The sequence below is a fragment of the Pseudomonas sp. LBUM1660 genome (assembly GCF_059695935.1).
In genome coordinates, this window is the sequence record NZ_CP166795.1 from 2,416,146 (window position 1) to 2,437,215 (window position 21,070).

Sequence of the window (21,070 nt, forward strand, 5' to 3'; positions counted from 1 at the left end):
TCCGGAATTCCGTAGAATGCCGCCTCACAGCAGGCACGTAGCTCAGTTGGTTAGAGCACCACCTTGACATGGTGGGGGTCGTTGGTTCGAGTCCAATCGCGCCTACCAAACAAAATCCGCTCTGCTGGGCGGTGTGAAGGGGAATCCGAAAGGGTTCCCCTTTTTCTTTGCCTAAGAAAACGTTCACAAATTATAGGCTTCGTTCACACAAGGCAATGTGAACGTACATTCATGCCTGCCTCTGTTCACACTCAGAATTGTGAACGACTCTCCCTAACCTATTGATACGTATGGCTAGAGCACTATCTTGTCTAGGTGGTGGTACGTTCGCAAGCTCACTCCCTTGCCCGTTGTTCGTCCCTCACAAGGGCAGGCTTCTAACCAACTGAGCTACGTGCCTGCTGTGAGGCGATAGACGCCTATCGGCCACGCTCTATACCCAACGCTGTGTGTTAAATCGTGGACGCCCATGGGTGATGCTGTAGGAATTCCTGTGAGGGTTTGTTTAACAGGGGTGGGGAAGGGGGTTGGGGGAGGGGGCTATATATATGCATTACTGCTCGTGAATTTCTAGCGGAAATTTAAGGTTGCGCGCTAAGTTCGTCAGCTAGCTTTAAAGCATCCTCAAGAAAGATAATGACTTCGGTGTAGTCCTCGACGGAGCCTGTTGTTCCAAGGTTTCCTGTCGGTTTCGCATCTAACATTACTGATTCTACGAGGCTGTAAAAACTAATGATTTTGGATAATTTTTTACTGTTAATGATGCCTATCTTGTCTAGATTTGATTTGTATATTTTGTAGTAGTCATTAGATACTGTTACTTCGAAAGTTTGAGTGGCGCGGTTAGGCTGTGTCTCACTATCATAATGAGTGCTTGCAATTTGATTGTTGATTTCAATGAGTGAATCACGTCTTTCTTTTAGTTGATTTACGTAATTTCGTTTTCTTATTATTAGTGCTATGTTGGCAATCTCGGCAAGCAGTGCGACTTCGACTGATTTGCGAGTTAAGCGTGCTCTCCAGATGGCTCCTAAACCGTTCGGTATCGACGCGATTAATCCGCCAGCTATAGCTGCCCATAGAGGAATCCACGGATTACTAATCGGTGTAATTTCCTTTAGCTGTTTTAACATCTGTATGTATTGAGCTAAATCTTGAGGTGTCGGGTTGTCCACTGAGGTGCTCCGTATGAATTCGATTTTCCTACCTTGATATTGTAGTGCCTTCACGCTATAAGTCTATTAGGCAAACGGGCCTAGTAGATGCTGAACTGTACGTCTCAGAGAGTGAGGCGCTTCAACGTCAGTAGCGTCATAGCGAACCTTCGATGGTGTAGTGATGGTGTGAACGCTCAGAAGACCGAGCCGGTGGTTTGTAGACAGGCCGAGATGCCACCCTCAGAGGTGGAGCGCTTACCCCTTCTGGCGTTGTTAGGAGGGCAGGTTACTGGTAGCTGAACTATCAGGCACAGGAGGCGCAAGCCTCTGTGAAGAACGGCCAGTGTGGTAACGCATTGAGCACCCCTGAGGGGCACTAGGTAAGCACCTGGCAGAGCGAACGCATCGTAGGATTGCTATGTCCATCAGAAGGATGAATACGTGGAAACGCTCAAGGTCATACTGATTCGATTGGTTTGGAATCTCGGAGCATTAGCTTTGATCGTAGGCGTAATCGGCTTTCTCTTTTATTTTATCTATTAGAAGTAAATCTGGTCGCTCTACCTCTACGCCAATGCACCCCCTCTGTTTTAATAAATAATTATTCTATTTGCCGCCTACAAGGCTGAGTCTCTGTACGTCAGCTTCATATTCGTCAGCAATGCGCTTGCTAATCGCCACTTCACGCTCTACATCTGCTTTCCTTGGGCGTCCTACTGGTCTTACGCTACCAGTTACCTTAAGCATTTCCTTAACCGCTGCTATGTTTCCGTTGACTAGCTCCTGTTTCAATATCTCAATGGACTTATCATGCCAGTAGATACGGTGTTCCTCCTTCCATCCTTGTTCCTCTGCATAAATATCTAGGGTAAGCATGGTTACGCCTAGGCGTTTAGCCAAGTCACAGTGTGAATTGGTCTCAATGTATTCGGTCTTGTCTTTATCTGTAAGTTTCATGGTGCTCTCTATCTTGTATGTTGAATTGTGATTATCAAAGTGATTGAATAACAGATGATGTTTAAGGCTATGGCTAGAACGCTATAGTTCTGCATTATCTGTAAGATTAATAGCTGAGTGTACTGAATGCATAGCAGGAGAGTTAGTAGGTAAGTCACAGTCTAGATAGCTGACGCTTCCTCAATTTCTTGCAGTCTGCATCTGGAGATATAACCTACAGCTTGCAGAGAAATACGATTATTAAGAGAAATAGCGTATAACGCTTGATGATCGTTACGCTTGTTAATAATCTCTTTGGCTAAACCCCTTGAGATAACTATATTTTTGATTGCGAATGAGGTGAAGCTAGGTATTCTGATTATGTCTGAATCTGACATTGTAATTATCCATTGATAGGTATGGCTTAACGTCACTGCGTGACAGAAGCAAGATCAAGAGCACGCTACGTAGTGGCATACGCAAATAAGAAAGATCAATAGCGGATTGCTAGTGGGTGTTCTGCTTTTGATTCTCTCTTTAATGCGTGCTCTTTGTCGGCTGTGCCGACGTTGCTTTTGATTTTGGTTGTTAAGTAGTAAGTGTCCACAATCCCTTAAAGATACTCTAAGAGAAAGTGGACAGTTTGAACTGTCAGTTAGCAGTCTTAATCCATCTGGATACAATGCTTTTGCTGGCATCCATGATTGATGCTATCTTTCTGATTGATAGGCCTTCAGAGGATAGTGCCTTGGCAGTCAGAATATTATCTTCTAGCTTGCTTCTAGAGTGCGTGCAAGGTGCTGGTCTAGTAAGATCCTTTAAGATGTGGTGACACCCTCTAAGATCAAATGCTAAATGCAATCCTGATTCCTCTGTAGGTACAAAGTGAACTGTAGGTCTATCGTTGTTGAATGTCCTGATGCTACTACGGGTAGCGGCTTGAAATATCAACTCTCTGTAGCGTTCGTTACGCAGGGCTTGCTTACCTATTACTGAAGAGATATCCATCTTATCTAGCATCTCAGAGTTGTTCTGGTCGTCAATAGGATTAGGGTTGCCGTGGATTAGTGACAGCGTATTGTGTACGTCTGAGTATCCATTCAATCCCCTCGCATCAAAAGGAATGCGTATTACATTAGGGTGATCGTCGAAAGGGTACTTGCACCACTCGTGAACCTGGACAAGCAGGGGTTCGCCTTGCACGAATTCTATTGCGTCACGTAACAGCGTATGCCCATAGACCCTATCATTCCATTCTTCAGCTACAGCACCATCAGGGAGCGTAAGAAGCATGGTCTTGCTAACCTTACTGCCCCCAATTAATGGGTAGATGTAACTATCAAATTTATAGCGTCTGTACTCCGGTGTGAATTTAGACGCTGCAATGGTGTAACCCTTGGTGAGGGCATGTTGATAGGCGAGGGTGCCTGTGACGTTGGCTCCAAGGATGTGTGTCTCAGAGGCGTGCTCATAAATTCCGCTTAAGTCAAAGTAATCAATCACCCTGACTTGCCACTTCCATTTACTTTCTTTCTTGCTGAGATACTCCTTGATGAATACATCAGCCCTGCCCCTGAGTAGTGCCCCTAGGCAAGTAGTGATGGTTGACATCCCCTTGTCATCGATTACATCTGAGTAGATAGCCCGAGCTTCCTTGGTCATTCCTCGTTTGATAGACGCTTTGGTCGAGTCGTTATCAATCTCAATGAATTTCTCTAGGAAGTTAGTGTAAGCGTGGTCACCAATATCTCTTGTAAGATTGTTAGCGACCGAAGGGACTTCATCAATGACCACAATCCAGTCTTGTAGGTAGCAAGGATCAAGGTCTAGTAAGGTCTTGTGAGTGATGATAAGAACCTTTGGTTCATCTTCAAGCAACGTACATTCCACAGTGTCCGTGACATGTTTGTGAGTGTCACTATTGATTACGCAAATGTGATTAATGCCGATTGCTTGAATGCGTCTGACGACATCCTTTGACAGTACCTTGGTAGGTACAGCATAGAGGTAGCGTTTGTAAGGGTCGGAATCTAGCTCTCTGATGAATTGCTCTGTCTTGCCTGTGCCCGGTGTAGCTTCTGCTACGTGTATAACCCTTGACTCACTTGGGCTCAATCAGTTTCCCTTCTTTAAGTAGGTTGTCTACCAGCTTGATAATGTAGCTTGGATGCGTGAAGTTACCTGTTAGCTCGTGAGGTACTTTATTCCCCTTGATATTCAGAACTTGATAGTAGCCATACTGACTCATCCCATATTCTACGAATTTGTAGTCACGTATGCCTGAGATGATTCGGTTCTTTTGCTCAATGCTGCAATCCATTGCGCCTAGCTCAGAGCGTCGTTCCTGTAGGGCTTGTTGTTCTGCTTCAGTTAGATATGTATTGCCCATTAGTTATCTCCTTGATTGTAAGTGGCACGGATAGCGGCCATAAGCTCAGCTTGCTCTCTCATAGTTGCACCAGTTAGCATGCTCTTAGATGTGCCTGTCACGTTGCCTTGTTCATCACGCTGAAGGATGCTCTTCTGAGATTGAGGCGCGAAGCTTTTAGATGCGTTGTCAGCGTCCATCAGTTGCCGAACAAGTGGGTCACCTTTATACATTTCATCAGCTACACGCTGCTTAGATTCTTTCCATAGTGAGAGAGCGTCCTTGGCAGAGCTAAGAGGTTTGCCTTTTGATTGGGGAGCTTCCTCAGTAAGCTGGTAGCCTTGTTCGATTAAATCAGTGAGCACGCCCATAGGGCTATTGCCTGTACGTCGAGCAAGCTCGTTAACATCTGTCATAGTAATTGTTTTCATTTGTCTTACTCCAAGGGAATTAACTTAAATTGGTTACGATATGAGGAGCCGAGCCTTACCTTTCGTAAGGCAATGAGTTCGTGTTCTACTAGGTATTGAATGGTTCTGCTACAAGAGCTAGATGATTTGCCTGTCGCTGAGCAGAACTCATCAATGGGGATTTCACACCAGCGTAAGCCATCGTTACTCTTGTTCCTGATCATCAACCACACTAGCTTACGTTCAGTAGTGTTTAGGCGCATGATCTTGCTTTCTATAATTTTATCTATGTCCATCGCATTCTCTTTTTATTGTTACTCTCCAATGCCCAAGATATGGGTGGTCACCATTTAGGCAATAAAAAAGACCGCAACCTACTTACTCTGTGAAAGCAGTGTGAGGAAGCAATCTTTATATTTATATAATATATACTTATATTTGAGAGGAAAGACTACAACGGTCCCCCAAATTATTTTCTACGGGTAACCCTGAGTCTTCATCATCCCATTACTCACTACTCCTATAAGCCCCTGTGAAGGGGCTGTTAGGCTACATGGATATGTCGGTGGGATTGGCTGCTTGTCGTCGCTCCTGTGAGCTTGCAGGGGCTTCAATCAATTAAGTGAAGTACATCCTTAGCATTCAAGTGAGAGTACCTAGCTACAGACCTAGTGTCCCTGTGTCCCGACACAATCATTATCTGAGCGTTGTTAAATCCTTTCTTGGCTACATTGGTTATGCGGGTATGTCTGAGCTGATGAAGCCTAACGCTATTGTCTAAGCCTGCTTTGTTCCTTGCCAGTCTGACAGCCTGTGAGACGCTATGAGGCGTCACAGTGAACAGTCTTCCCTTGTGTGCTCTGTCTGCTAGTGCCAGTCGCTGAGCTTCTTTCAACAACTCTATGGCTCTGATGGTTAGGGGCACAGACCTAGTGCCGTTCTTACCATCAATCACATCCGCAATTCGATCCTCCAGGTGAAGACAGTGAGTCGTGAGCTTGAGTATTTCTGAGCGTCTCATAGCGGTTTCATAGGCAAGCTCTACGATGAGAGCCATGGTGGGGGATAGCTTGTTGAGTAACTGTCTAAGCTCGCCAGCACTGATTACTGGACGAGCCCCATGAAAGACAGGACACCGTTTCCCCCTTAAGATAAGAGATAGGCAAACGGTTATGTATATGACTAATAGTAGTGATAAGGGTGGGGAGCTGCTGGGCCAGGAGCGTCGTCGCCGTTGGAGCCCAGAGCAAAAGCTGGCGATGGTTCGCGAGAGTCTGCAACCAGGACAAAGTGTTTCGGTCGTGGCCCGGCGCCATGGCGTGAATGCCAACCAACTCTTCCAATGGCGCAAGCTTTATCAGAATGGCAGCCTCTCGGCGGTCAGTGCCGGAGAGACCGTAGTGCCGGCTTCTGAATTGGCCGACGCACTCAAACAGATCCGTGAGTTACAACGGATGCTGGGCAAGAAAACCATGCAAGTCGAGATCCTTCAGGAAGCCGTGGAGATTGCTCGGTCGCGAAAATGGATTGCGCACTCACCCTTGTTGCCGGGGGACGACCTGTGAAGCTGATCAGTGAAAGTCTCGGTGTAGCGCGCTCGCAATTAACGGTTCGACTCAAGCCAGCTGCACGGCCCGCAAGGCGTCGTCCAAGAATGGACGATGCCGCTTTGGTCAAAGAGATTCAGTCTGAAGTCAGTGAGTTGCCCAGCTATGGCTACCGCCGTGTGTGGGGTTTGCTCCGTCGTCGGCGCGAACAACAAAGTCAGGCGCCAATCAACGTCAAACGGGTCTATCGCGTGATGCGCGATCATCAGTTACTGCTGGAGCGTCGAATTAAACAGCCCGGAGTGGCGCGCCGCCATGAAGGCCGCATCGCAGTGGCCACCAGCGATACCCGCTGGTGCTCTGACGGGTTTGAGTTTCGCTGTGAAGACGGCGACAAGCTGAGCGTGACCTTCGCCCTGGACTGCTGCGACCGCGAAGCCATCGGCTGGGTGGCCAGCCCGACGGGGTACAGCGGCGACGATATCCGCGATCTGATGCTGGAAGCGGTGGAAACACGCTTCGGTGAAGAACCGCCTGCCACCCCGGTGCAATGGCTGAGCGATAACGGCTCGGCCTACATCGCTGAACAGACACGCCAGTTTGCCCGACAGATCGGTTTACAGCCGGTGACGACACCGGTGCGCAGCCCGCAGAGCAACGGCATGGCCGAGAGCTTCGTTAAAACGATGAAGCGCGACTACGTCGCGCACATGCCCAAACCTGACCGGGAAACCGCCTTGCGCAACCTGACGGTTGCCTTTGAGCATTACAACGAGGAGCATCCGCACAGCGCTCTAAAATACCGTTCACCGCGGGAGTTTAGGCGTTTGGCAGCGGCATCAATTTAACGGGGTATTGGTGTCCGGTTTAGCAGGGGCCAGTCCAATTACCTTGTCGCTAGATTTATCTGGCTTAGGTAGGGCTATGTCACTTACGGGGTTGTGTATGTCGATTAGCAGGCCGCGCTTAGCGAACCTGAAGAAACGGGACATGAACGCTAACTGAATACGACAGGTAGCAGGCTTGACCGTCTGTAGACGCTTCAGCTTGAAGTCATTGACTAGCTGAGGGGTGATGTCATGGATTGACTGAGGGAACGCAGCAAAGAGCTGGTCAACGATCTTGATTGCATGGTCATAGCTGCCCTTACCTTTGAGTAGGGTTTCACAGTAGGTCATGCCCAAGGTGTAAAGCGTATGGGTCTGGTGTTCCTTGGTGACAGCTTCAAGCTGGTCAGCCCATGCTTGGGCCAGTGCTTGAGTAGGGAAGGTTTTGGACTGAGCAGGTTTCCCTTTCAGACGCACCTGAGCGTTCCAGTTTCCTGACGGTAGGGAGCGGATATTAGCCATTGTTGACGCCTCATAATGTGAATGGGCGTTCTCTTAGGGCCATAAGCTTCGCGGCTTAGCGCCTAGCATGGTGGCTCTTGACATGGTGGGGGTCGTTGGTTCGAGTCCAATCGCGCCTACCAAACAAAATCCGCTCTGCTGGGCGGTCTAGAAGGGCTCACCGAAAGGTGGGCCCTTTTTTGTTGTCTTGCGTTTAGCAAATCCCGCCGCTCACCGGCAGTCGGTATAGTTTAGTAAGCGAAATTCTTAAGGAGATATTGCTATGGATAAGGCATTTCGAAATCCGATGTTTCTAACCGGCATCCCGCTGGCAATCTGCGGATTCAGCTTTGGCTTGACCGGCTTGCTGAGCGAGGCGACGTTCAGTTACATGGCGCCCGGGCTACTCATTCCAGGGCTCGCTTTTATGTTGATCGGCTGGATGCAGAGAGATAAGTGAGCTTTTCGGCCGTAGCGCACGGGCCCATGCGCTGACGCCACAGCCGATCCTGAGCATCGAGCTGATTACTGTCTGAAAAAAACTGGATTGATCATCCTGCTTTTTTCTATACCGATCTCCGATCAGTCAGAGCAGGGGTTATCGGTTAAAGCGCTCAACCAGCGAATACTGAGTTTTGGCCGTCTGTGTTAACTCCTTAGTCACCTCGGCGGAATGCCTGGCCTGCTCAGACGTCTGATCGGCGAGGGTTGCGATGGTGGTGATGTTGCGACTGATTTCCTCTGCGACGGCTGATTGCTCTTCAGTCGCGGCCGCTATCTGGGTTGTCATATCGGTGATGTTGGCGACGGCTTCGCTGATGCCGATCAGGGCTTTATCGGCCTCCAGCACCCACGCAACTCCTTCTTCGGCCTGGCGCTGGCCGCTTTCCATAGTCTTCACGGCATTGTTTGAAGAGACCTGTAGCTTGGAAATCAAGCCGTGAATCTGGGTAGTCGACTCAGTTGTGCGCTGTGCCAATTGGCGCACTTCGTCCGCGACGACCGCGAAACCTCGACCCATTTCTCCCGCGCGTGCAGCTTCGATTGCGGCATTGAGTGCCAGCAGGTTTGTTTGATCGGCAATGCCTTTGATCACATCGACGACCGTCCCGATTTCGTTGCTGTCTTTAGCCAATTGCGCGACGGTCTGGCCTGTCTCGCCTACCACATTGGAGAGGCGCTGAATGGCGTCGCGGGTGTCCCGGGCTACGTCGCGTCCACGGCCTGTCAGCACGTTGGCTTCCTGGGTGGCGTCGGCGGTGCGCTGGACGTGGCTTGCGACTTCTTGGGTGGTCGCTGCCATCTGATTGACGGCGGCCGACACCTGCTCGGTTTCGATTCTCTGGCGATCAAGTCCACGTGAACTGTCGGAGGCGAGAGCATCAGATCTCCCGGCCAGTCCGGTGAGTTGCTCTGCGGTGTCTTGTAACCGTGTCAGGCAAGTCTTGAGGCGTGATGCCTGGCTGACGAAGGCTGTTTCAAGACGCGCCTGATGACCTCGTTCGTCGCTGTACATTTGCGCAATCAGTTGGTCGGAAGTGGAAGCCTCTGCCATTCCCAGCAGATGCAGCGCACCGCGCTTTTGCCGGCGCGAAGCAATCAGGCCCATTGGAGCCGATACTCCTACAGCTACCAATGCTGCCAACGGAGGGCTGAGGAAAACACCGCCCAAAGTACCCACTAAACCCATGGTCAGGAACGGCAGCCAGTCCATTAAGGCGGGTTGCCATTTGTCGCTGCCGGGAACTGCAGACTTGCCCAGACTGATTCGTTTGTAGAGGGCCTCGGCACGGCGGATCTGTTCGATACTCGGTTTCACCCGAACCGACTCATAACCAACGACCTGACTCCCTTCAAAGATTGGTGTGACGTAGGCGTTGACCCAGTAGTGGTCTCCATTCCTGGAGCGGTTCTTGACGATGCCCATCCAAGGGTTGCCTTGTTTGAGGGCACTCCACATATGGGCAAATATGGCGGATGGCACGTCAGGATGACGAACGATGTTTTGAGGGGCGCCTATCAGATCTGACTTGTTGAAACCGCTGATTTCTACGAAGGCGTCGTTACAGTAAGTGATGACCCCTCGTGAGTCCGTTGTCGAGATGAGTTTCTGTTGAGGTCCAAGGGCAACCTCGCGTTGTGTAACGGGTTGATTATTTCTCATCTGTGTTGCTCCTATGCCCTAAGCCAGAGACATCGGCAAGAATTTTAAAAAGGTTAACGAGTCCTTCGAAATGAACCTGTCGTGCGTCGGAAAGTTTATGGATGGCGGCATTTGCTTTTGCCTTCAGCGGCTGAGGTTGTTTGCGATTCGGGCGTAAGATAACGGTGCTATCTCACCAAAAGGAGCCGCATATGATCGCCGACCAAACGAATAAGCAGACGTCCGAGGACAAGGCTGTTTGGGCTCAATACTTCTGCGCTGCGTTGATTGCGGAAAGCAATCTGACGGCACCGGTTGTAGGAGGGGCTACTCATGAAGACAGGCAGAACTTGTTGATCGAAAGAGCCAAGGCTCTTGCCGACAAGATGATGGAAAACCGAAAATAACCAGAGCCCAGCCCTAGTGTCGGGCTCTCTGTTTCGCTCTGAAAAAGCGCCAGTTACGACACTGGCTTTTGCAGGCTTGATCATGGTCCACAAAAATAGTGTGGATATTTAAGCACTTATGAAATTTATTAACCGAACGGTCCTCAAAATATATTGTTACAAGTGTCGGTTTTAGGTAAGATCGCCCCGCGTTCACCACCACGGTTTATGCATTTTTAAGTCCCAAGCGTCCATCAGCTGCTTGGGATTTTTTTTTGCCCGAGATTTGTCCTGGTTCGCTCGAACATCACAAGGACACCTCCGCTGCTTGCCTTCGCTCTGAAAAAGTCGTCTGTATGCCCGTGCCGCTTCTCTGGAGAAGCGCGGAACGCCTCCTGTGCAAACACGGGCGAATCACGGTTTTTTGGACTACTACTGACTGGCCAAACTCAAACTCAGTCTGATAGGAGTCAATCGATGCTGGTTCATTGGTCACTTGCGGCAATTCACTTGCTGGCTTTCGCCTTGGGGTTCTGGGCTGTACTGACGCGGGGAACCGCATTCAGCCGTCTGGCGGCCGGGTCGGGGGAGGCTCGCCGGGTGTTGATGGCCGATAATCTGTGGGGCATTTCTGCCGTCCTGCTCTTGGTCACTGGTGGGATGCGAGCCTTCGGCGGGTATGAAAAAGGTACTGACTACTACCTTCACCAGCCATTGTTCCATCTCAAGATGACGCTCTTCGTGCTGATCCTGCTGCTTGAAGTGGCGCCGATGATCACGCTGATCAAATGGCGGATCGCGCTGAGCCGTGGCGCGGCGATCGATATCGGGGGCGCGAAGCTGTTTGCTCGGATCAGTCATGTCGAAGGGCTGCTGGTGTTGCTGATGGTCGTGGCTGCCACAGGGATGGCGCGCGGCGTGACGTTTGGTTAGCCGAGTCTGATCACTTCTTCCTCGGGGTTAATCCGAAACGTCTGACAGTCAGGGCGGGGGACATGCCGTTAATATCGGCTTTACGTTTTTGGCAGGAAGGGGCGAACGGATGGCGACACGGCGCTTGAATCTTTAGCCAGCCGTTGTCCGGGACTGAACGGGCTGGCTACTGACTGCAACAGGATTCAGGGAGTTTGGGGCTTGTCTGGAGCGGTCAGGCCAGCCTGAATGCGTTGATAGATTTCTTCGCGATGCACTGCGACATCTTTCGGCGCGTTGATCCCGATCCGGACTTGCTGGCCGCTCACGCCCAGTATGGTGATCGTAATGTCGTCACCGATATTTATGCTTTCACCGACTTTGCGGGTGAGTATCAGCATGGTCTTCTCCTTGATTGCTTTGTAGGGCACCTGATTCGAACAGTGCAGAGGTCGGTGGTATGTATAGATTAGTGCGAAGTCTCACGGTTTGGGTGCCTCTTTCTGACGCGCAGATGCTGCATTAATTCCCAAGGCGTAACTATACAGAGGCCGCAACCATCATTCTCGTTGTTTTGCGCCCATTTTGCGGCACTCGGGAAGTATTCATGAATGCTAAAATCGCCGCTTTCAGCATTCAGAGGGACACGTTGTGCGCAAAATGGTCTTGGTAATCGCAGTACTGGCACTGGTTGGATGCGATCAAGGTAAGGGCGTTGACGCTCAAAAACCGAAGCCGGCAGTCGTTTCCGCTCCGGCGGCAGTCACCGGGCCGCAATGGGATGTCGAAGTGCGAGGCGAAACGCCCCAAGCTGTCAGCGACCTGAGCGGCTGGCTGATCGAACACAGCTTTGTGTCCAGCATCGTCAAGGAAAACGGCAAGACCCGGATTCTGGTCGGACCATTCAATTCGAAAGCCGAGGCCGAAGCCAAGCAGGCTGAGGTGGACGCGGCGCTTACCCGGGCCAAGAAACAGAACATCGAAGTGCTGGTGCTTGAGCGTCCCGTAGCCCAGTAACAGTTCTTTTCGTGGGAGCCGTTTGTCGAAGCACCTTAAAGGGGATCCACATTGACTCGTCTCTGAGCGTAGTCACTGTCGATTCCCAGAAGGAGCTCTCCATGGCCTCCGCCACCCCTTACAAAATCTTCGACGCGGTCCTGGCGCACAAAACGACCCTCAGTCCGCATTTAATGCGCGTGACCCTGGCCGGTCCGATGGTCACCGAAATGGCCACCTGGGCGCCGGATCAGCGGGTAAAACTGTTCTTTCCAGCCGAAGACGGGTCGCCTGCCAGACTGGCTCATGACCAGCATTGGTATGCGCGCTACCGTTCTATGCCGGCCAACCAGCGTCCGGCAATGCGCACTTACACCATCCGGCATTTGCGGGCCGAGCAAGGCGAAGTGGACATCGACTTCGTGTTGCACGGTGAAACCGGTCCGGCCTCCCGTTGGGCAATCCGGTCGGTAGCGGGCGAGCCCATCCAGATTGTTGCACCTGATCGTCAGTTTTCAGCGCAAGACGCGGGAGGTTTCGAATGGAAGCCGCCTCACACGCTCAAGCATCTGTTGCTGGTGGCCGATGCCACGGCATTGCCCGCTGCTCTTGGCATTCTGGACCAGATGGCTGCCTTGGCGGAGCCGCCGACGACTCAGGCATTTTTCGAGGTGGACAGTGCAGAAGACGCATTGCCGGTTCCTGAATGGCCAGGGCTGTCAGTGCGGTGGCTGGTCCGGGATCATTCCAGCGGTAAGGCGGCTGGTGCGCTGATGGTCGAAGCGGTCCGTCGTGCGGAGCTGCCGGTTACTTCTTCGCAGACTCACGAAACAGTGGAACTGGCCGAGGTCGATGTCGACGAAGAGATTCTCTGGGAAACCTCCGGCTCTACCGGTAACGGTTTCTACGGCTGGATCGCCGGGGAAACGGTGGCCGTGATGAGCCTGCGCAAGTTCTTGATCAAGGAGCGCGGCATCGCTCGGGAGTCACTCAATCTGATGGGCTACTGGCGCTACAACAAAAGCGGCGGATAGAAACGTAAAAAGGCCTCGGGCATAAATACCCGAGGCCTTTTTGGTTTTCCGCGGTCGATCAGCCGCAGGCTTTCATGTCCACGGGCCCGACAAACTCGTTGCCGCGACCCATCACGCACGCGACGCTCTGGTTGCGCTGACGTTCCCAGGCTTCAACCGGATAGGTCTTGTTCCACGCGTCGTACAGTTGCCGGTCCTGTTTCGACAGGCGCAAACCGTACTGTTTGCTCATGTAGAAATACGTCCGGGCGATCATGCCGCGAATGGAAGGGCGGGGCATGACCTTCTTCGCCTTGAAGTCGACCTGAGTCAGGCACGAGCCATATTGTCCCGATTGCACCGGCAGCCAACCGAAACTGAAATTACTGCGATCACCGTTCACCTCGCCGATGCTCGGCACCAGGTTGTGCAGATCAGCCTCGGCCTTTTGATAGGCCTGATCGTACCGCGTGCAGTTCTTACGTCCGCCCTCTTGCCAGCATTGGCGCTGATGGCCGATCTGCCAGGCGGGAACTATGTGCTCCCACTCAATGCGGGCAGCGCGCTTGGCGTTCTTGCGCGGCACATACCCACAGGCTGCGAGGTTCACCTTGTTGCCGGTGTATTTGCAGCCGCAATAGAACTCGGTGGATTGCGGCGCATAAAGCTTCCAGGCGACTTTCTTGGCTTCGTTGAAGGTGCGAGGGGCGCCAGCCTGGGCGCCGAGGGTGATGAACAGAAACAGCAAAGCAAACCAGCGGACACTCATTGACTCAATCTTCCTTCGGCACAACCCAGAAAATCTGCACACCGCCATCGTCGCGATAGGCGAGGGTGACGTTGTCGTTCTCATCGATTTCTTCGAGCAATTGCTCCCACTCATCCACAGGTTCGTCCGGTAGACGGAAGATCAGTGCGGCTTTGGCTTTCTGAGCGGTGGGGGAGTTGATGATTTTTTGAACGCGAATGCCCATGCGTTGATAGGCATCAGGAGAAGCAGGGGTGGTGGCCACGGGATTATCCTTATTAAGCTGTACGTGCATACAGTATTTAACTGTAGGCATTTTCGCAACTGCTTAAAATTCAAGAAAATCCTCTGACAGCAGTTTTTTCCGTTTGGTGTAGGAAGAGGGGAAAATTTTTATCGGAGTATCGGACAGGGTATGAACCACTCGCCCAGGCTGGCGAGTGGTGAATGCAGTGCCCGACCGGAATCGGTCGGGCGAGGGCGAATCAGTATTCCCAGAACATCCGTTGCAGCTCTTTGCTGTCGTTGGTCTTGGTCAGCGCGACCATGGCCAGGATGCGGGCTTTTTGCGGGTTCAGGTCATGTGCCACGACCCAGTCGTACTTGTCGTCAGGCTGTTCGGCATTACGCAGGACAAAACCGCCGGCATTGACATGGGACGAACGAATGATCTGCACGCCGTCCTTGCGCAGGGCTTGCAGGGTAGGGACCACGCGCGAGGAGACCGAACCGTTGCCGGTGCCGGCATGGATGATCGCTTTGGCGCCGGATTGAGCCAGCGCCTTGTAGGCCGTGTCGCTGACGTTGCCGTAGGAGTAGGCGATTTCGACGTCAGGCAGGCTCTTGATGGTTTTGATGTCGAATTCCGAGTCCATGGTGTGACGCTTGGCCGGCAGGCGGAACCAGTAAGATTTGCCTTCAACCACCATACCAAGTGGGCCCCAGGCACTTTTAAACGCCTCGGTTTTGATGTTGATCATTTTGCTGACATCGCGACCCGACTGGATCTCGTCGTTCATGGTCACCAGGACGCCTTTGCCGCGTGCCTCTTTGCTGCTGGCGACGGCAACGGCGTTGTACAGGTTCAGCATGCCGTCAGCCGACATCGCGGTGCCCGGGCGCATGGAGCCGACGACGATGATTGGCTTGTCGGTTTTTTCCACCAGGTTCAGGAAGTACGCGGTTTCTTCCAGGGTGTCGGTGCCATGGGTAATCACGATGCCGTCGACGTCTTTGCTGTCGGCCAGTTCGGCGACGCGACGACCCAGTTGCAGCAGGTTGTCGTTGGTGATGCTTTCCGAGGCGATCTGCATGACCTGTTCGCCGCGAACGTTGGCCAACTTGCTGAGCTCTGGAACCCCGGCGATCAGCTGCTCGATACCGACTTTCGCCGCCTGGTAGGTCGCGCTGTTAGCAGCGCTCGCGCCGGCGCCGGCAATGGTGCCGCCGGTGGCGAGGATCACCACGTTGGCCAGTTTCTGTTGGGTTTCGACTTCTTTTGCCTGAAGAGCGGTAGGCAGGAGCAGCAGGAGGGCCAAAGCGCCCGGAATAAAGGTGTTGAAGGCAGATTTCATTATTTTCTCTCTAGTAGTGAGACGGTGCTGATGCAAGTTCATCTAGATACGCCCCAGGCAGATCTGAACGCTTGGGGTCTAGGTGAAGAGCAGGATCTGTACCACCCATACGTTGAATTATAAAAACTTTTAACATGATGATTTATATCAATATTTACCCAGTAGATTACCGGCGTTAAACAGCCCTGTGTCCGGGTTTCCGAATAAGTTTAGGTTTCGCGTTCGGCTCTCCGAAAAGGCCTACGACCTCTGGTGAGCACATCGCCTTGCCAGAAAGAAAATCAGTGCTAAAGAAACTCGCGCACAGGTCGATGCCCCTTCAAGGATTTTTTTCGGGAGTTCACATGTCTTTTTCTGTCGGTTTTCCAAATGCGAGCGCAATCACCATCGGTGGCAAGACTCCGTCAACGATCAATGCCTTGAGCGAAGCGACTGAAGAAGCGTCGACTCAACTGACGGGAAAAGAAGAGAATCAGGTCAGAACCGGTGGTGCTGCTCAGAGCGAAAGCAAATCCGAGACCAAAAGCAGCCAAAGTATTGCGGTGCAGGTGCTGCTCAAGCGCATGCAGGAACTGCAACAGCAATTGCGCGAACAACAGCAGCAATTGGCGGCCGCTCAGGCAGCGACTTATCCAACCGAGGAAGCCAAAGCCACCGCTGTCATGTCGATCCAGGGGCAGATCGCCGATACCAATGGCGCGTTGGCCCAGGTGACGGGCAATCTGGTGAAAGAACTGGCCAAGGACTCCAGCACTGGCGCGCTGGTCAGCACGACCGCGTGATGGGCAGGGTTGGTTTTTGCCAACAGAGACACAAAACAGGTCGTTGACAAATCCCGGCAGGGTTCGCATAGTTCGGTCTACGCAAACGTTTGCGCGCCGTTCTTGATGGCTCGGTCCATTGACGGACGCAATGAAGCTTACGCCAGCGCAAGCGTTGCTCACAATAATCATAAGATCGGAGTGAACCCATGAAGCTGCCATTCGCTGGACGTCTTCTTGCTGTCGCTATGCTGGCCGCCGCATCCGCCGCGCTGCCTGTCTCTTCGGCATTCGCCGAGACCCCTGAAAAACCCAAAGTCGCGCTGGTCATGAAGTCCCTGGCCAACGAGTTCTTCCTGACCATGGAAGACGGTGCCAAGGCGTATCAGAAAGACCATTCCGGCGATTTCGAACTGATCTCCAACGGCATCAAGGACGAAACCGATACTGCGGGCCAGACACGCATCGTCGAGCAAATGATTCTGGCCAAGGTCAATGCGCTGGTCATCGCGCCGGCTGACTCCAAGGCCATGGTTCCCGTGATCAAGAAAGCCATCGATGCCGGTATCACCGTGATCAACATCGATAACCAGCTCGACCCGGCCGTGGTCAAAAGCAAGAACATCACCGTCCCGTTCGTAGGCCCGGATAACCGCAAAGGTGCGCGTCTGGTTGGCGAGTACCTGGCCAAGCAGCTGAAGGCCGGTGACGAAGTCGGCATCATCGAAGGCGTGTCCACCACCACCAACGCTCAGGCCCGCACCGCAGGCTTCAAGGACGCGATGGAAGCGGCGCAGATCAAGGTTGTCTCGTTGCAGTCCGGTGACTGGGAGATCGACAAGGGCAACAAGGTTGCCGCCTCGATCCTCAGCGAATACCCGGAAGTCAAAGCCCTGCTGGCCGGTAACGACAGCATGGCCGTCGGTGCCGTTTCCGCCGTGCGTGCGGCAGGCAAGGCCGGCAAGGTGCAAGTGGTCGGTTACGACAACATCAACGCCATCAAGCCGATGTTGAAAGACGGCCGGGTCCTGGCTACCGCTGACCAGTTTGCCGCCAGGCAAGCCGTGTTCGGTATCGAGACTGCGCTGAAAATCATCAAAGGTGAGAAGGTCGACAGCGGCGCCAATGGCGTAATCGAAACTCCGGTAGAGCTGGTCACCAAGTAACCCTTCTGCCGACACAACGGTGCTCGCCCGTCCGGGCGAGCGCATGGAGAGTTTTATGTCAGTTTGCGCCCCGAACGCTGTCCTCTCGGTCAGCGGCATCGGCAAGACCTACGCCCAACCCGTCCTGACCGGCATTGATCTGACGCTGATGCGCGGTGAAGTGCTGGCGCTGACCGGCGAGAACGGCGCTGGCAAAAGCACGCTGTCGAAAATCATCGGCGGGCTGGTCACACCGACCACCGGCCAGATGCAATTTCAGGGGCAGGAATACCGCCCCGGCAGCCGCACCCAGGCCGAAGACCTGGGCATCCGCATGGTCATGCAAGAACTCAATCTGTTGCCGACCCTGTCGGTGGCGGAAAACCTGTTTCTCGACAATCTGCCCAGCAATGGCGGCTGGATCAGCCGCAAGCAACTGCGCAAAGCCGCGATCGAGGCCATGGCTCAGGTCGGGCTTGACGCGATCGACCCGGACACGCTGGTCGGCGAACTCGGCATCGGCCACCAACAAATGGTCGAGATCGCGCGCAACCTGATCGGCGATTGCCATGTGCTGATCCTCGACGAACCGACGGCGATGCTGACCGCCCGTGAAGTCGAGATGCTGTTCGAACAGATCACCCGCCTGCAAGCTCGGGGCGTGTCGATCATCTACATCTCCCACCGCCTCGAAGAACTGGCGCGAGTGGCTCAGCGCATTGCGGTGTTGCGTGACGGCAACCTGGTCTGCGTCGAGCCGATGGCCGATTACAACAGCGAGCAACTGGTCACGTTGATGGTCGGCCGTGAACTCGGCGAACACATCGACCTGGGGCCACGCAAGATTGGCGCTCCCGCCTTGACGGTCAAAGGGCTGACCCGCTCGGACAAAGTTCGCGATGTGTCCTTTGAAGTCCGCGCCGGCGAGATCTACGGGATTTCCGGATTGATCGGGGCTGGGCGCACCGAGTTGCTGCGCCTGATCTTCGGTGCCGACACGGCGGACAGCGGCACCGTCGCGCTGGGTTCGCCGGCCAGGGTGGTGAGCATCCGTTCGCCGGCCGATGCAGTCGGTCATGGCATCGCCCTGATCACCGAGGACCGCAAGGGCGAAGGCCTGCTGCTGACTCAATCGATCAGCGCCAACATCGCGCTGGGCAACATGCCGGTGATTTCCAGTGGCGGCATCGTCAACAACGCTGACGAAATGTCCCTGGCCCAACGTCAGATCGACGCCATGCGCATCCGCAGTTCGAGCCCGACGCAACTGGTCTCCGAGCTGTCAGGTGGCAACCAGCAGAAGGTCGTGATCGGACGTTGGCTGGAGCGTGACTGCTCGGTAATGCTGTTCGATGAGCCGACCCGTGGCATCGACGTGGGCGCCAAGTTCGACATCTATGCGCTGCTCGGTGAGCTGACCCGACAGGGCAAAGCGCTGGTGGTGGTGTCCAGCGATCTGCGTGAACTGATGCTGATCTGTGACCGGATCGGCGTGTTGTCGGCGGGGCGTCTGATCGACACCTTCGAGCGCGACAGCTGGACCCAGGATGATTTGCTTGCCGCCGCGTTCGCCGGCTACCAAAAACGTGATGCGTTGCTCAACGAAGCAGCGCCTAGGGATCTTCCATGAAAACTGCATCTTCTGCCGGCAAACGTAATGGCAATTTCTACGGCCTGGGTACCTATCTGGGCCTGGCCGGTGCCTTGCTGGCGATGGTTGCGCTGTTCTCGGTATTGAGCAGCCATTTCCTGTCCTACGACACTTTCAGCACCCTGGCCAACCAGATTCCCGATTTGATGGTGCTGGCGGTCGGCATGACGTTCGTGCTGATCATCGGCGGTATCGACCTGTCGGTCGGCTCGGTATTGGCGCTCGCGGCGTCGGCCGTCAGTGTGGCGATTCTCGGCTGGGGCTGGAGTGTCCTGCCTGCAGCGCTGCTCGGGATGGCGATCGCGGCATTGGCCGGGACGATTACCGGATCGATCACCGTGGCGTGGCGAATTCCATCGTTCATCGTGTCCCTCGGCGTGCTGGAAATGGCCCGTGGCGTGGCGTATCAGATGACCGGTTCGCGCACGGCTTACATCGGTGACGCCTTCGCCTGGCTGTCCAACCCGATTGCCTTCGGCATCTCGCCGTCGTTCATCATTGCCTTGCTGATCATCATCATTGCTCAGGCTGTGCTGACCCGTACTGTGTTCGGTCGCTACCTGATCGGCATCGGCACCAACGAAGAAGCGGTGCGTCTGGCCGGGATCAATCCAAAACCCTACAAGATCCTGGTATTCAGCCTCATGGGGCTGCTGGCCGGTATTGCTGCGCTGTTCCAGATTTCACGTCTGGAAGCGGCGGACCCGAATGCCGGCTCCGGATTGGAGCTGCAAGTGATCGCCGCGGTGGTGATCGGCGGCACCAGTCTGATGGGCGGCCGTGGTTCGGTGATCAGCACATTTTTTGGGGTCCTGATCATTTCCGTACTGGCGGCGGGCCTGGCGCAGATCGGCGCGACCGAGCCGACCAAACGCATCATCACCGGCGCGGTGATCGTGGTGGCGGTGGTGCTTGATACTTATCGCAGTCAGCGCGCAAGCCGGCGGACCTGAGTCATGGCAACGATCAAGGATGTAGCGGCGCTCGCGGGGATTTCCTACACCACGGTGTCCCATGTGGTGAACAAGACCCGGCCGGTCAGCGAAGAGGTGCGGATCAAAGTCGAGGCTGCGATCAAGACCTTGGACTACGTGCCGAGCGCAGTGGCCCGTTCATTGAAAGCCAAGACCACGGCGACCATCGGTTTGCTGGTGCCTAACAGCCTCAACCCGTACTTCGCCGAACTGGCGCGCGGCATCGAGGATTACTGCGAGCGTAACGGCTACTGCGTGATCCTATGCAACTCCGACGACAATCCGGACAAACAGCGCAGTTACCTGCGCGTGCTGCTGGAAAAGCGCATCGACGGGTTGATCGTAGCCTCGGCCGGTGGTGACGCGGGGCTGGCAGAAGGTCTCGCCGGCGTGCGCACGCCAATGGTCATCGTCGACCGTGGGCTGGAAGGTGTAAATGCCGACCTGGTGCGAATCGATCACGAATACGGCGCCTACCTGGCCACCCGTCATCTGCTTGAGCTGGGTCATCGGGACATCGCCACCATTGGCGGCCCGGCGGGTACCAGCGTGGCGCAGATGCGTCTGGCCGGTTTTTGCCGAGCCTTGAAAGAGGCGGGGGTGGAAGTGCATCCCGAACGCATGCTGGAAAGTGACTTCACCAGCACGGGCGGTTACAACGCCGCCGCGATTCTGCTGGAAAAGAACCCGCCTAGCGCGATCTTCGCCGGTAACGACATGATCGGTATCGGCGTGCTGCGAGCGGCTGCCGAGCGCAATGTGCGTGTGCCGACCGAACTGTCCGTGATCGGCTTCGACGATATCCAGATGAGCCGTTATGTCTACCCGGCGCTGACCACCGTGGGCCAATCGATCCTGCAGCTCGGTGAGATGGCGGCCGAGGTTCTGTTGCGTCGGATCGCGTCACCCGCCATGGCCACCGATCAACGGATCGTGACGCCCAGTATTGTCCTGCGAGAATCGACTGCGCCGCTTGCCGGTGTGTTCGATGAATACCGCTGAAACCGAATTGACGAGTAGT

21 protein-coding genes, 1 tRNA gene and 2 pseudogenes are annotated in these 21,070 nt (G+C 53.9%); 12 read left to right on the forward strand and 12 right to left on the reverse strand.

The window, feature by feature from the left end; genetic code table 11:
* Positions 1-31: 31 nt before the first annotated feature.
* Positions 32-108 (forward strand) — tRNA-Val (locus tag ACA068_RS11360).
* 473 nt (positions 109-581) lie between these two features.
* On the opposite strand, the gene ACA068_RS11365 is transcribed toward ACA068_RS11360, so the two are convergent.
* The 6 genes and pseudogenes from ACA068_RS11365 to ACA068_RS11390 form a co-directional block, all read right to left on the reverse strand.
* Positions 582-1,175 carry a hypothetical protein gene (locus tag ACA068_RS11365; RefSeq protein WP_497309826.1) on the reverse strand — a complete coding sequence of 198 codons (594 nt, stop codon included), beginning with the start codon at positions 1,173-1,175 and terminating at the stop codon, positions 582-584.
* Between the two features lie 588 nt (positions 1,176-1,763).
* Entirely contained in the window at positions 1,764-2,114 is a 351-nt protein-coding gene (locus ACA068_RS11370; RefSeq protein WP_497309828.1) for a hypothetical protein, read from the reverse strand.
* A 630-nt stretch (positions 2,115-2,744) separates the two neighbouring features.
* A complete protein-coding gene (locus tag ACA068_RS11375; RefSeq protein ID WP_497309829.1) occupies positions 2,745-4,208 on the reverse strand; it encodes a DEAD/DEAH box helicase family protein in 1,464 nt (487 codons plus the stop codon).
* Positions 4,195-4,482 carry a hypothetical protein gene (locus ACA068_RS11380; RefSeq protein ID WP_339494597.1) on the reverse strand — a complete coding sequence of 96 codons (288 nt, stop codon included), beginning with the start codon at positions 4,480-4,482 and terminating at the stop codon, positions 4,195-4,197. The genes ACA068_RS11375 and ACA068_RS11380 overlap by 14 nt, the downstream gene beginning before the upstream one ends.
* The gene (locus ACA068_RS11385) at positions 4,482-4,892 is read right to left on the reverse strand and encodes a hypothetical protein (protein ID WP_339494598.1); all 411 of its coding nucleotides are present in this window, start codon (positions 4,890-4,892) and stop codon (positions 4,482-4,484) included. The genes ACA068_RS11380 and ACA068_RS11385 overlap by 1 nt, the downstream gene beginning before the upstream one ends.
* Before the next feature lie 589 nt (positions 4,893-5,481).
* A pseudogene (locus tag ACA068_RS11390) lies at positions 5,482-5,979 on the reverse strand (tyrosine-type recombinase/integrase); the annotation flags it as partial.
* 70 nt (positions 5,980-6,049) lie between these two features.
* Between ACA068_RS11390 and ACA068_RS11395 the strand changes: the two are divergent.
* Positions 6,050-7,266 (forward strand): IS3 family transposase gene (locus ACA068_RS11395; protein WP_497304932.1). Its coding sequence is split into 2 segments (ribosomal slippage): positions 6,050-6,395 and positions 6,395-7,266, totalling 1,218 coding nucleotides; the frame shifts between segments, so codons are not numbered across the junction.
* 36 nt (positions 7,267-7,302) lie between these two features.
* Here the strand turns inward: ACA068_RS11395 and ACA068_RS11400 are convergent.
* Positions 7,303-7,767 (reverse strand): annotated as a pseudogene (locus tag ACA068_RS11400) (tyrosine-type recombinase/integrase); the annotation flags it as partial.
* Between the two features lie 262 nt (positions 7,768-8,029).
* Here ACA068_RS11400 and ACA068_RS11405 point away from each other — a divergent pair.
* A complete protein-coding gene (locus ACA068_RS11405; protein WP_497309831.1) occupies positions 8,030-8,206 on the forward strand; it encodes a hypothetical protein in 177 nt (58 codons plus the stop codon).
* A gap of 138 nt (positions 8,207-8,344) precedes the next feature.
* On the opposite strand, the gene ACA068_RS11410 is transcribed toward ACA068_RS11405, so the two are convergent.
* A complete protein-coding gene (locus tag ACA068_RS11410) occupies positions 8,345-9,910 on the reverse strand; it encodes a methyl-accepting chemotaxis protein (RefSeq protein ID WP_497309833.1) in 1,566 nt (521 codons plus the stop codon).
* A gap of 191 nt (positions 9,911-10,101) precedes the next feature.
* On the opposite strand from ACA068_RS11410, the gene ACA068_RS11415 reads away from it, so the two are divergent.
* Both ACA068_RS11415 and ACA068_RS11420 read left to right on the forward strand, forming a co-directional pair.
* A complete protein-coding gene (locus ACA068_RS11415; protein ID WP_497309835.1) occupies positions 10,102-10,296 on the forward strand; it encodes a hypothetical protein in 195 nt (64 codons plus the stop codon).
* 456 nt (positions 10,297-10,752) lie between these two features.
* A complete protein-coding gene (locus tag ACA068_RS11420) occupies positions 10,753-11,208 on the forward strand; it encodes a DUF2214 family protein (RefSeq protein ID WP_497309837.1) in 456 nt (151 codons plus the stop codon).
* A 185-nt stretch (positions 11,209-11,393) separates the two neighbouring features.
* Here ACA068_RS11420 and csrA read toward each other — a convergent pair whose 3' ends face one another.
* A complete protein-coding gene (gene csrA / locus ACA068_RS11425) occupies positions 11,394-11,588 on the reverse strand; it encodes a carbon storage regulator CsrA (protein ID WP_007938114.1) in 195 nt (64 codons plus the stop codon).
* Positions 11,589-11,838: 250 nt separating this feature from the next.
* Here csrA and ACA068_RS11430 point away from each other — a divergent pair, with 250 nt between their 5' ends.
* Complete coding sequence (locus ACA068_RS11430; RefSeq protein WP_497309839.1) at positions 11,839-12,204, forward strand: SPOR domain-containing protein; 366 nt, start codon at positions 11,839-11,841, stop codon at positions 12,202-12,204.
* Between the two features lie 101 nt (positions 12,205-12,305).
* Positions 12,306-13,217, forward strand: a complete 912-nt coding sequence (locus ACA068_RS11435) for a siderophore-interacting protein (protein ID WP_497309841.1) — start codon at positions 12,306-12,308, stop codon at positions 13,215-13,217.
* Between the two features lie 58 nt (positions 13,218-13,275).
* Here ACA068_RS11435 and ACA068_RS11440 read toward each other — a convergent pair whose 3' ends face one another.
* From ACA068_RS11440 to ACA068_RS11450, 3 genes are all read right to left on the reverse strand, one after another.
* Positions 13,276-13,965, reverse strand: a complete 690-nt coding sequence (locus ACA068_RS11440; protein WP_497309843.1) for an endonuclease — start codon at positions 13,963-13,965, stop codon at positions 13,276-13,278.
* 4 nt (positions 13,966-13,969) lie between these two features.
* Entirely contained in the window at positions 13,970-14,260 is a 291-nt protein-coding gene (locus tag ACA068_RS11445) for a DUF1654 domain-containing protein (RefSeq protein WP_497309845.1), read from the reverse strand.
* 169 nt (positions 14,261-14,429) lie between these two features.
* Positions 14,430-15,518, reverse strand: a complete 1,089-nt coding sequence (locus ACA068_RS11450; protein WP_497309847.1) for an asparaginase — start codon at positions 15,516-15,518, stop codon at positions 14,430-14,432.
* Between the two features lie 344 nt (positions 15,519-15,862).
* Between ACA068_RS11450 and ACA068_RS11455 the strand changes: the two genes are divergently transcribed.
* The 5 genes from ACA068_RS11455 (at position 15,863) to ACA068_RS11475 (ending at position 21,051) form a co-directional block, all read left to right on the forward strand.
* Positions 15,863-16,300, forward strand: a complete 438-nt coding sequence (locus ACA068_RS11455) for a hypothetical protein (protein ID WP_497309848.1) — start codon at positions 15,863-15,865, stop codon at positions 16,298-16,300.
* A 188-nt stretch (positions 16,301-16,488) separates the two neighbouring features.
* Positions 16,489-17,445, forward strand: coding sequence for a sugar ABC transporter substrate-binding protein (locus ACA068_RS11460; RefSeq protein WP_497309850.1), 957 nt, complete (start codon positions 16,489-16,491; stop codon positions 17,443-17,445).
* A 55-nt stretch (positions 17,446-17,500) separates the two neighbouring features.
* The gene (locus ACA068_RS11465) at positions 17,501-19,054 is read left to right on the forward strand and encodes a sugar ABC transporter ATP-binding protein (protein ID WP_497309852.1); all 1,554 of its coding nucleotides are present in this window, start codon (positions 17,501-17,503) and stop codon (positions 19,052-19,054) included.
* Positions 19,051-20,028 carry an ABC transporter permease gene (locus ACA068_RS11470; RefSeq protein ID WP_497309853.1) on the forward strand — a complete coding sequence of 326 codons (978 nt, stop codon included), beginning with the start codon at positions 19,051-19,053 and terminating at the stop codon, positions 20,026-20,028. The genes ACA068_RS11465 and ACA068_RS11470 overlap by 4 nt, the downstream gene beginning before the upstream one ends.
* 3 nt (positions 20,029-20,031) lie before the next feature.
* The gene (locus ACA068_RS11475) at positions 20,032-21,051 is read left to right on the forward strand and encodes a LacI family DNA-binding transcriptional regulator (protein WP_497309854.1); all 1,020 of its coding nucleotides are present in this window, start codon (positions 20,032-20,034) and stop codon (positions 21,049-21,051) included.
* Positions 21,052-21,070: the final 19 nt, after the last annotated feature.

Excerpts from the sequence above, each read along its gene's own strand:
- ACA068_RS11370 (WP_497309828.1), bottom strand. The coding sequence starts at position 2,114 with ATGAAACTTACAGATAAAGACAAGACCGAATACATTGAGACCAATTCA.
- ACA068_RS11380 (WP_339494597.1), bottom strand. The coding sequence starts at position 4,482 with ATGGGCAATACATATCTAACTGAAGCAGAACAACAAGCCCTACAGGAA.
- ACA068_RS11385 (WP_339494598.1), bottom strand. The coding sequence starts at position 4,892 with ATGAAAACAATTACTATGACAGATGTTAACGAGCTTGCTCGACGTACA.
- ACA068_RS11405 (WP_497309831.1), top strand. The coding sequence starts at position 8,030 with ATGGATAAGGCATTTCGAAATCCGATGTTTCTAACCGGCATCCCGCTG.
- ACA068_RS11410 (WP_497309833.1), bottom strand. The coding sequence starts at position 9,910 with ATGAGAAATAATCAACCCGTTACACAACGCGAGGTTGCCCTTGGACCT.
- ACA068_RS11415 (WP_497309835.1), top strand. The coding sequence starts at position 10,102 with ATGATCGCCGACCAAACGAATAAGCAGACGTCCGAGGACAAGGCTGTT.
- ACA068_RS11420 (WP_497309837.1), top strand. The coding sequence starts at position 10,753 with ATGCTGGTTCATTGGTCACTTGCGGCAATTCACTTGCTGGCTTTCGCC.
- csrA (WP_007938114.1), bottom strand. The coding sequence starts at position 11,588 with ATGCTGATACTCACCCGCAAAGTCGGTGAAAGCATAAATATCGGTGAC.
- ACA068_RS11435 (WP_497309841.1), top strand. The coding sequence starts at position 12,306 with ATGGCCTCCGCCACCCCTTACAAAATCTTCGACGCGGTCCTGGCGCAC.
- ACA068_RS11440 (WP_497309843.1), bottom strand. The coding sequence starts at position 13,965 with ATGAGTGTCCGCTGGTTTGCTTTGCTGTTTCTGTTCATCACCCTCGGC.
- ACA068_RS11445 (WP_497309845.1), bottom strand. The coding sequence starts at position 14,260 with ATGCCTACAGTTAAATACTGTATGCACGTACAGCTTAATAAGGATAAT.
- ACA068_RS11450 (WP_497309847.1), bottom strand. The coding sequence starts at position 15,518 with ATGAAATCTGCCTTCAACACCTTTATTCCGGGCGCTTTGGCCCTCCTG.
- ACA068_RS11455 (WP_497309848.1), top strand. The coding sequence starts at position 15,863 with ATGTCTTTTTCTGTCGGTTTTCCAAATGCGAGCGCAATCACCATCGGT.
- ACA068_RS11460 (WP_497309850.1), top strand. The coding sequence starts at position 16,489 with ATGAAGCTGCCATTCGCTGGACGTCTTCTTGCTGTCGCTATGCTGGCC.
- ACA068_RS11465 (WP_497309852.1), top strand. The coding sequence starts at position 17,501 with ATGTCAGTTTGCGCCCCGAACGCTGTCCTCTCGGTCAGCGGCATCGGC.
- ACA068_RS11470 (WP_497309853.1), top strand. The coding sequence starts at position 19,051 with ATGAAAACTGCATCTTCTGCCGGCAAACGTAATGGCAATTTCTACGGC.
- ACA068_RS11475 (WP_497309854.1), top strand. The coding sequence starts at position 20,032 with ATGGCAACGATCAAGGATGTAGCGGCGCTCGCGGGGATTTCCTACACC.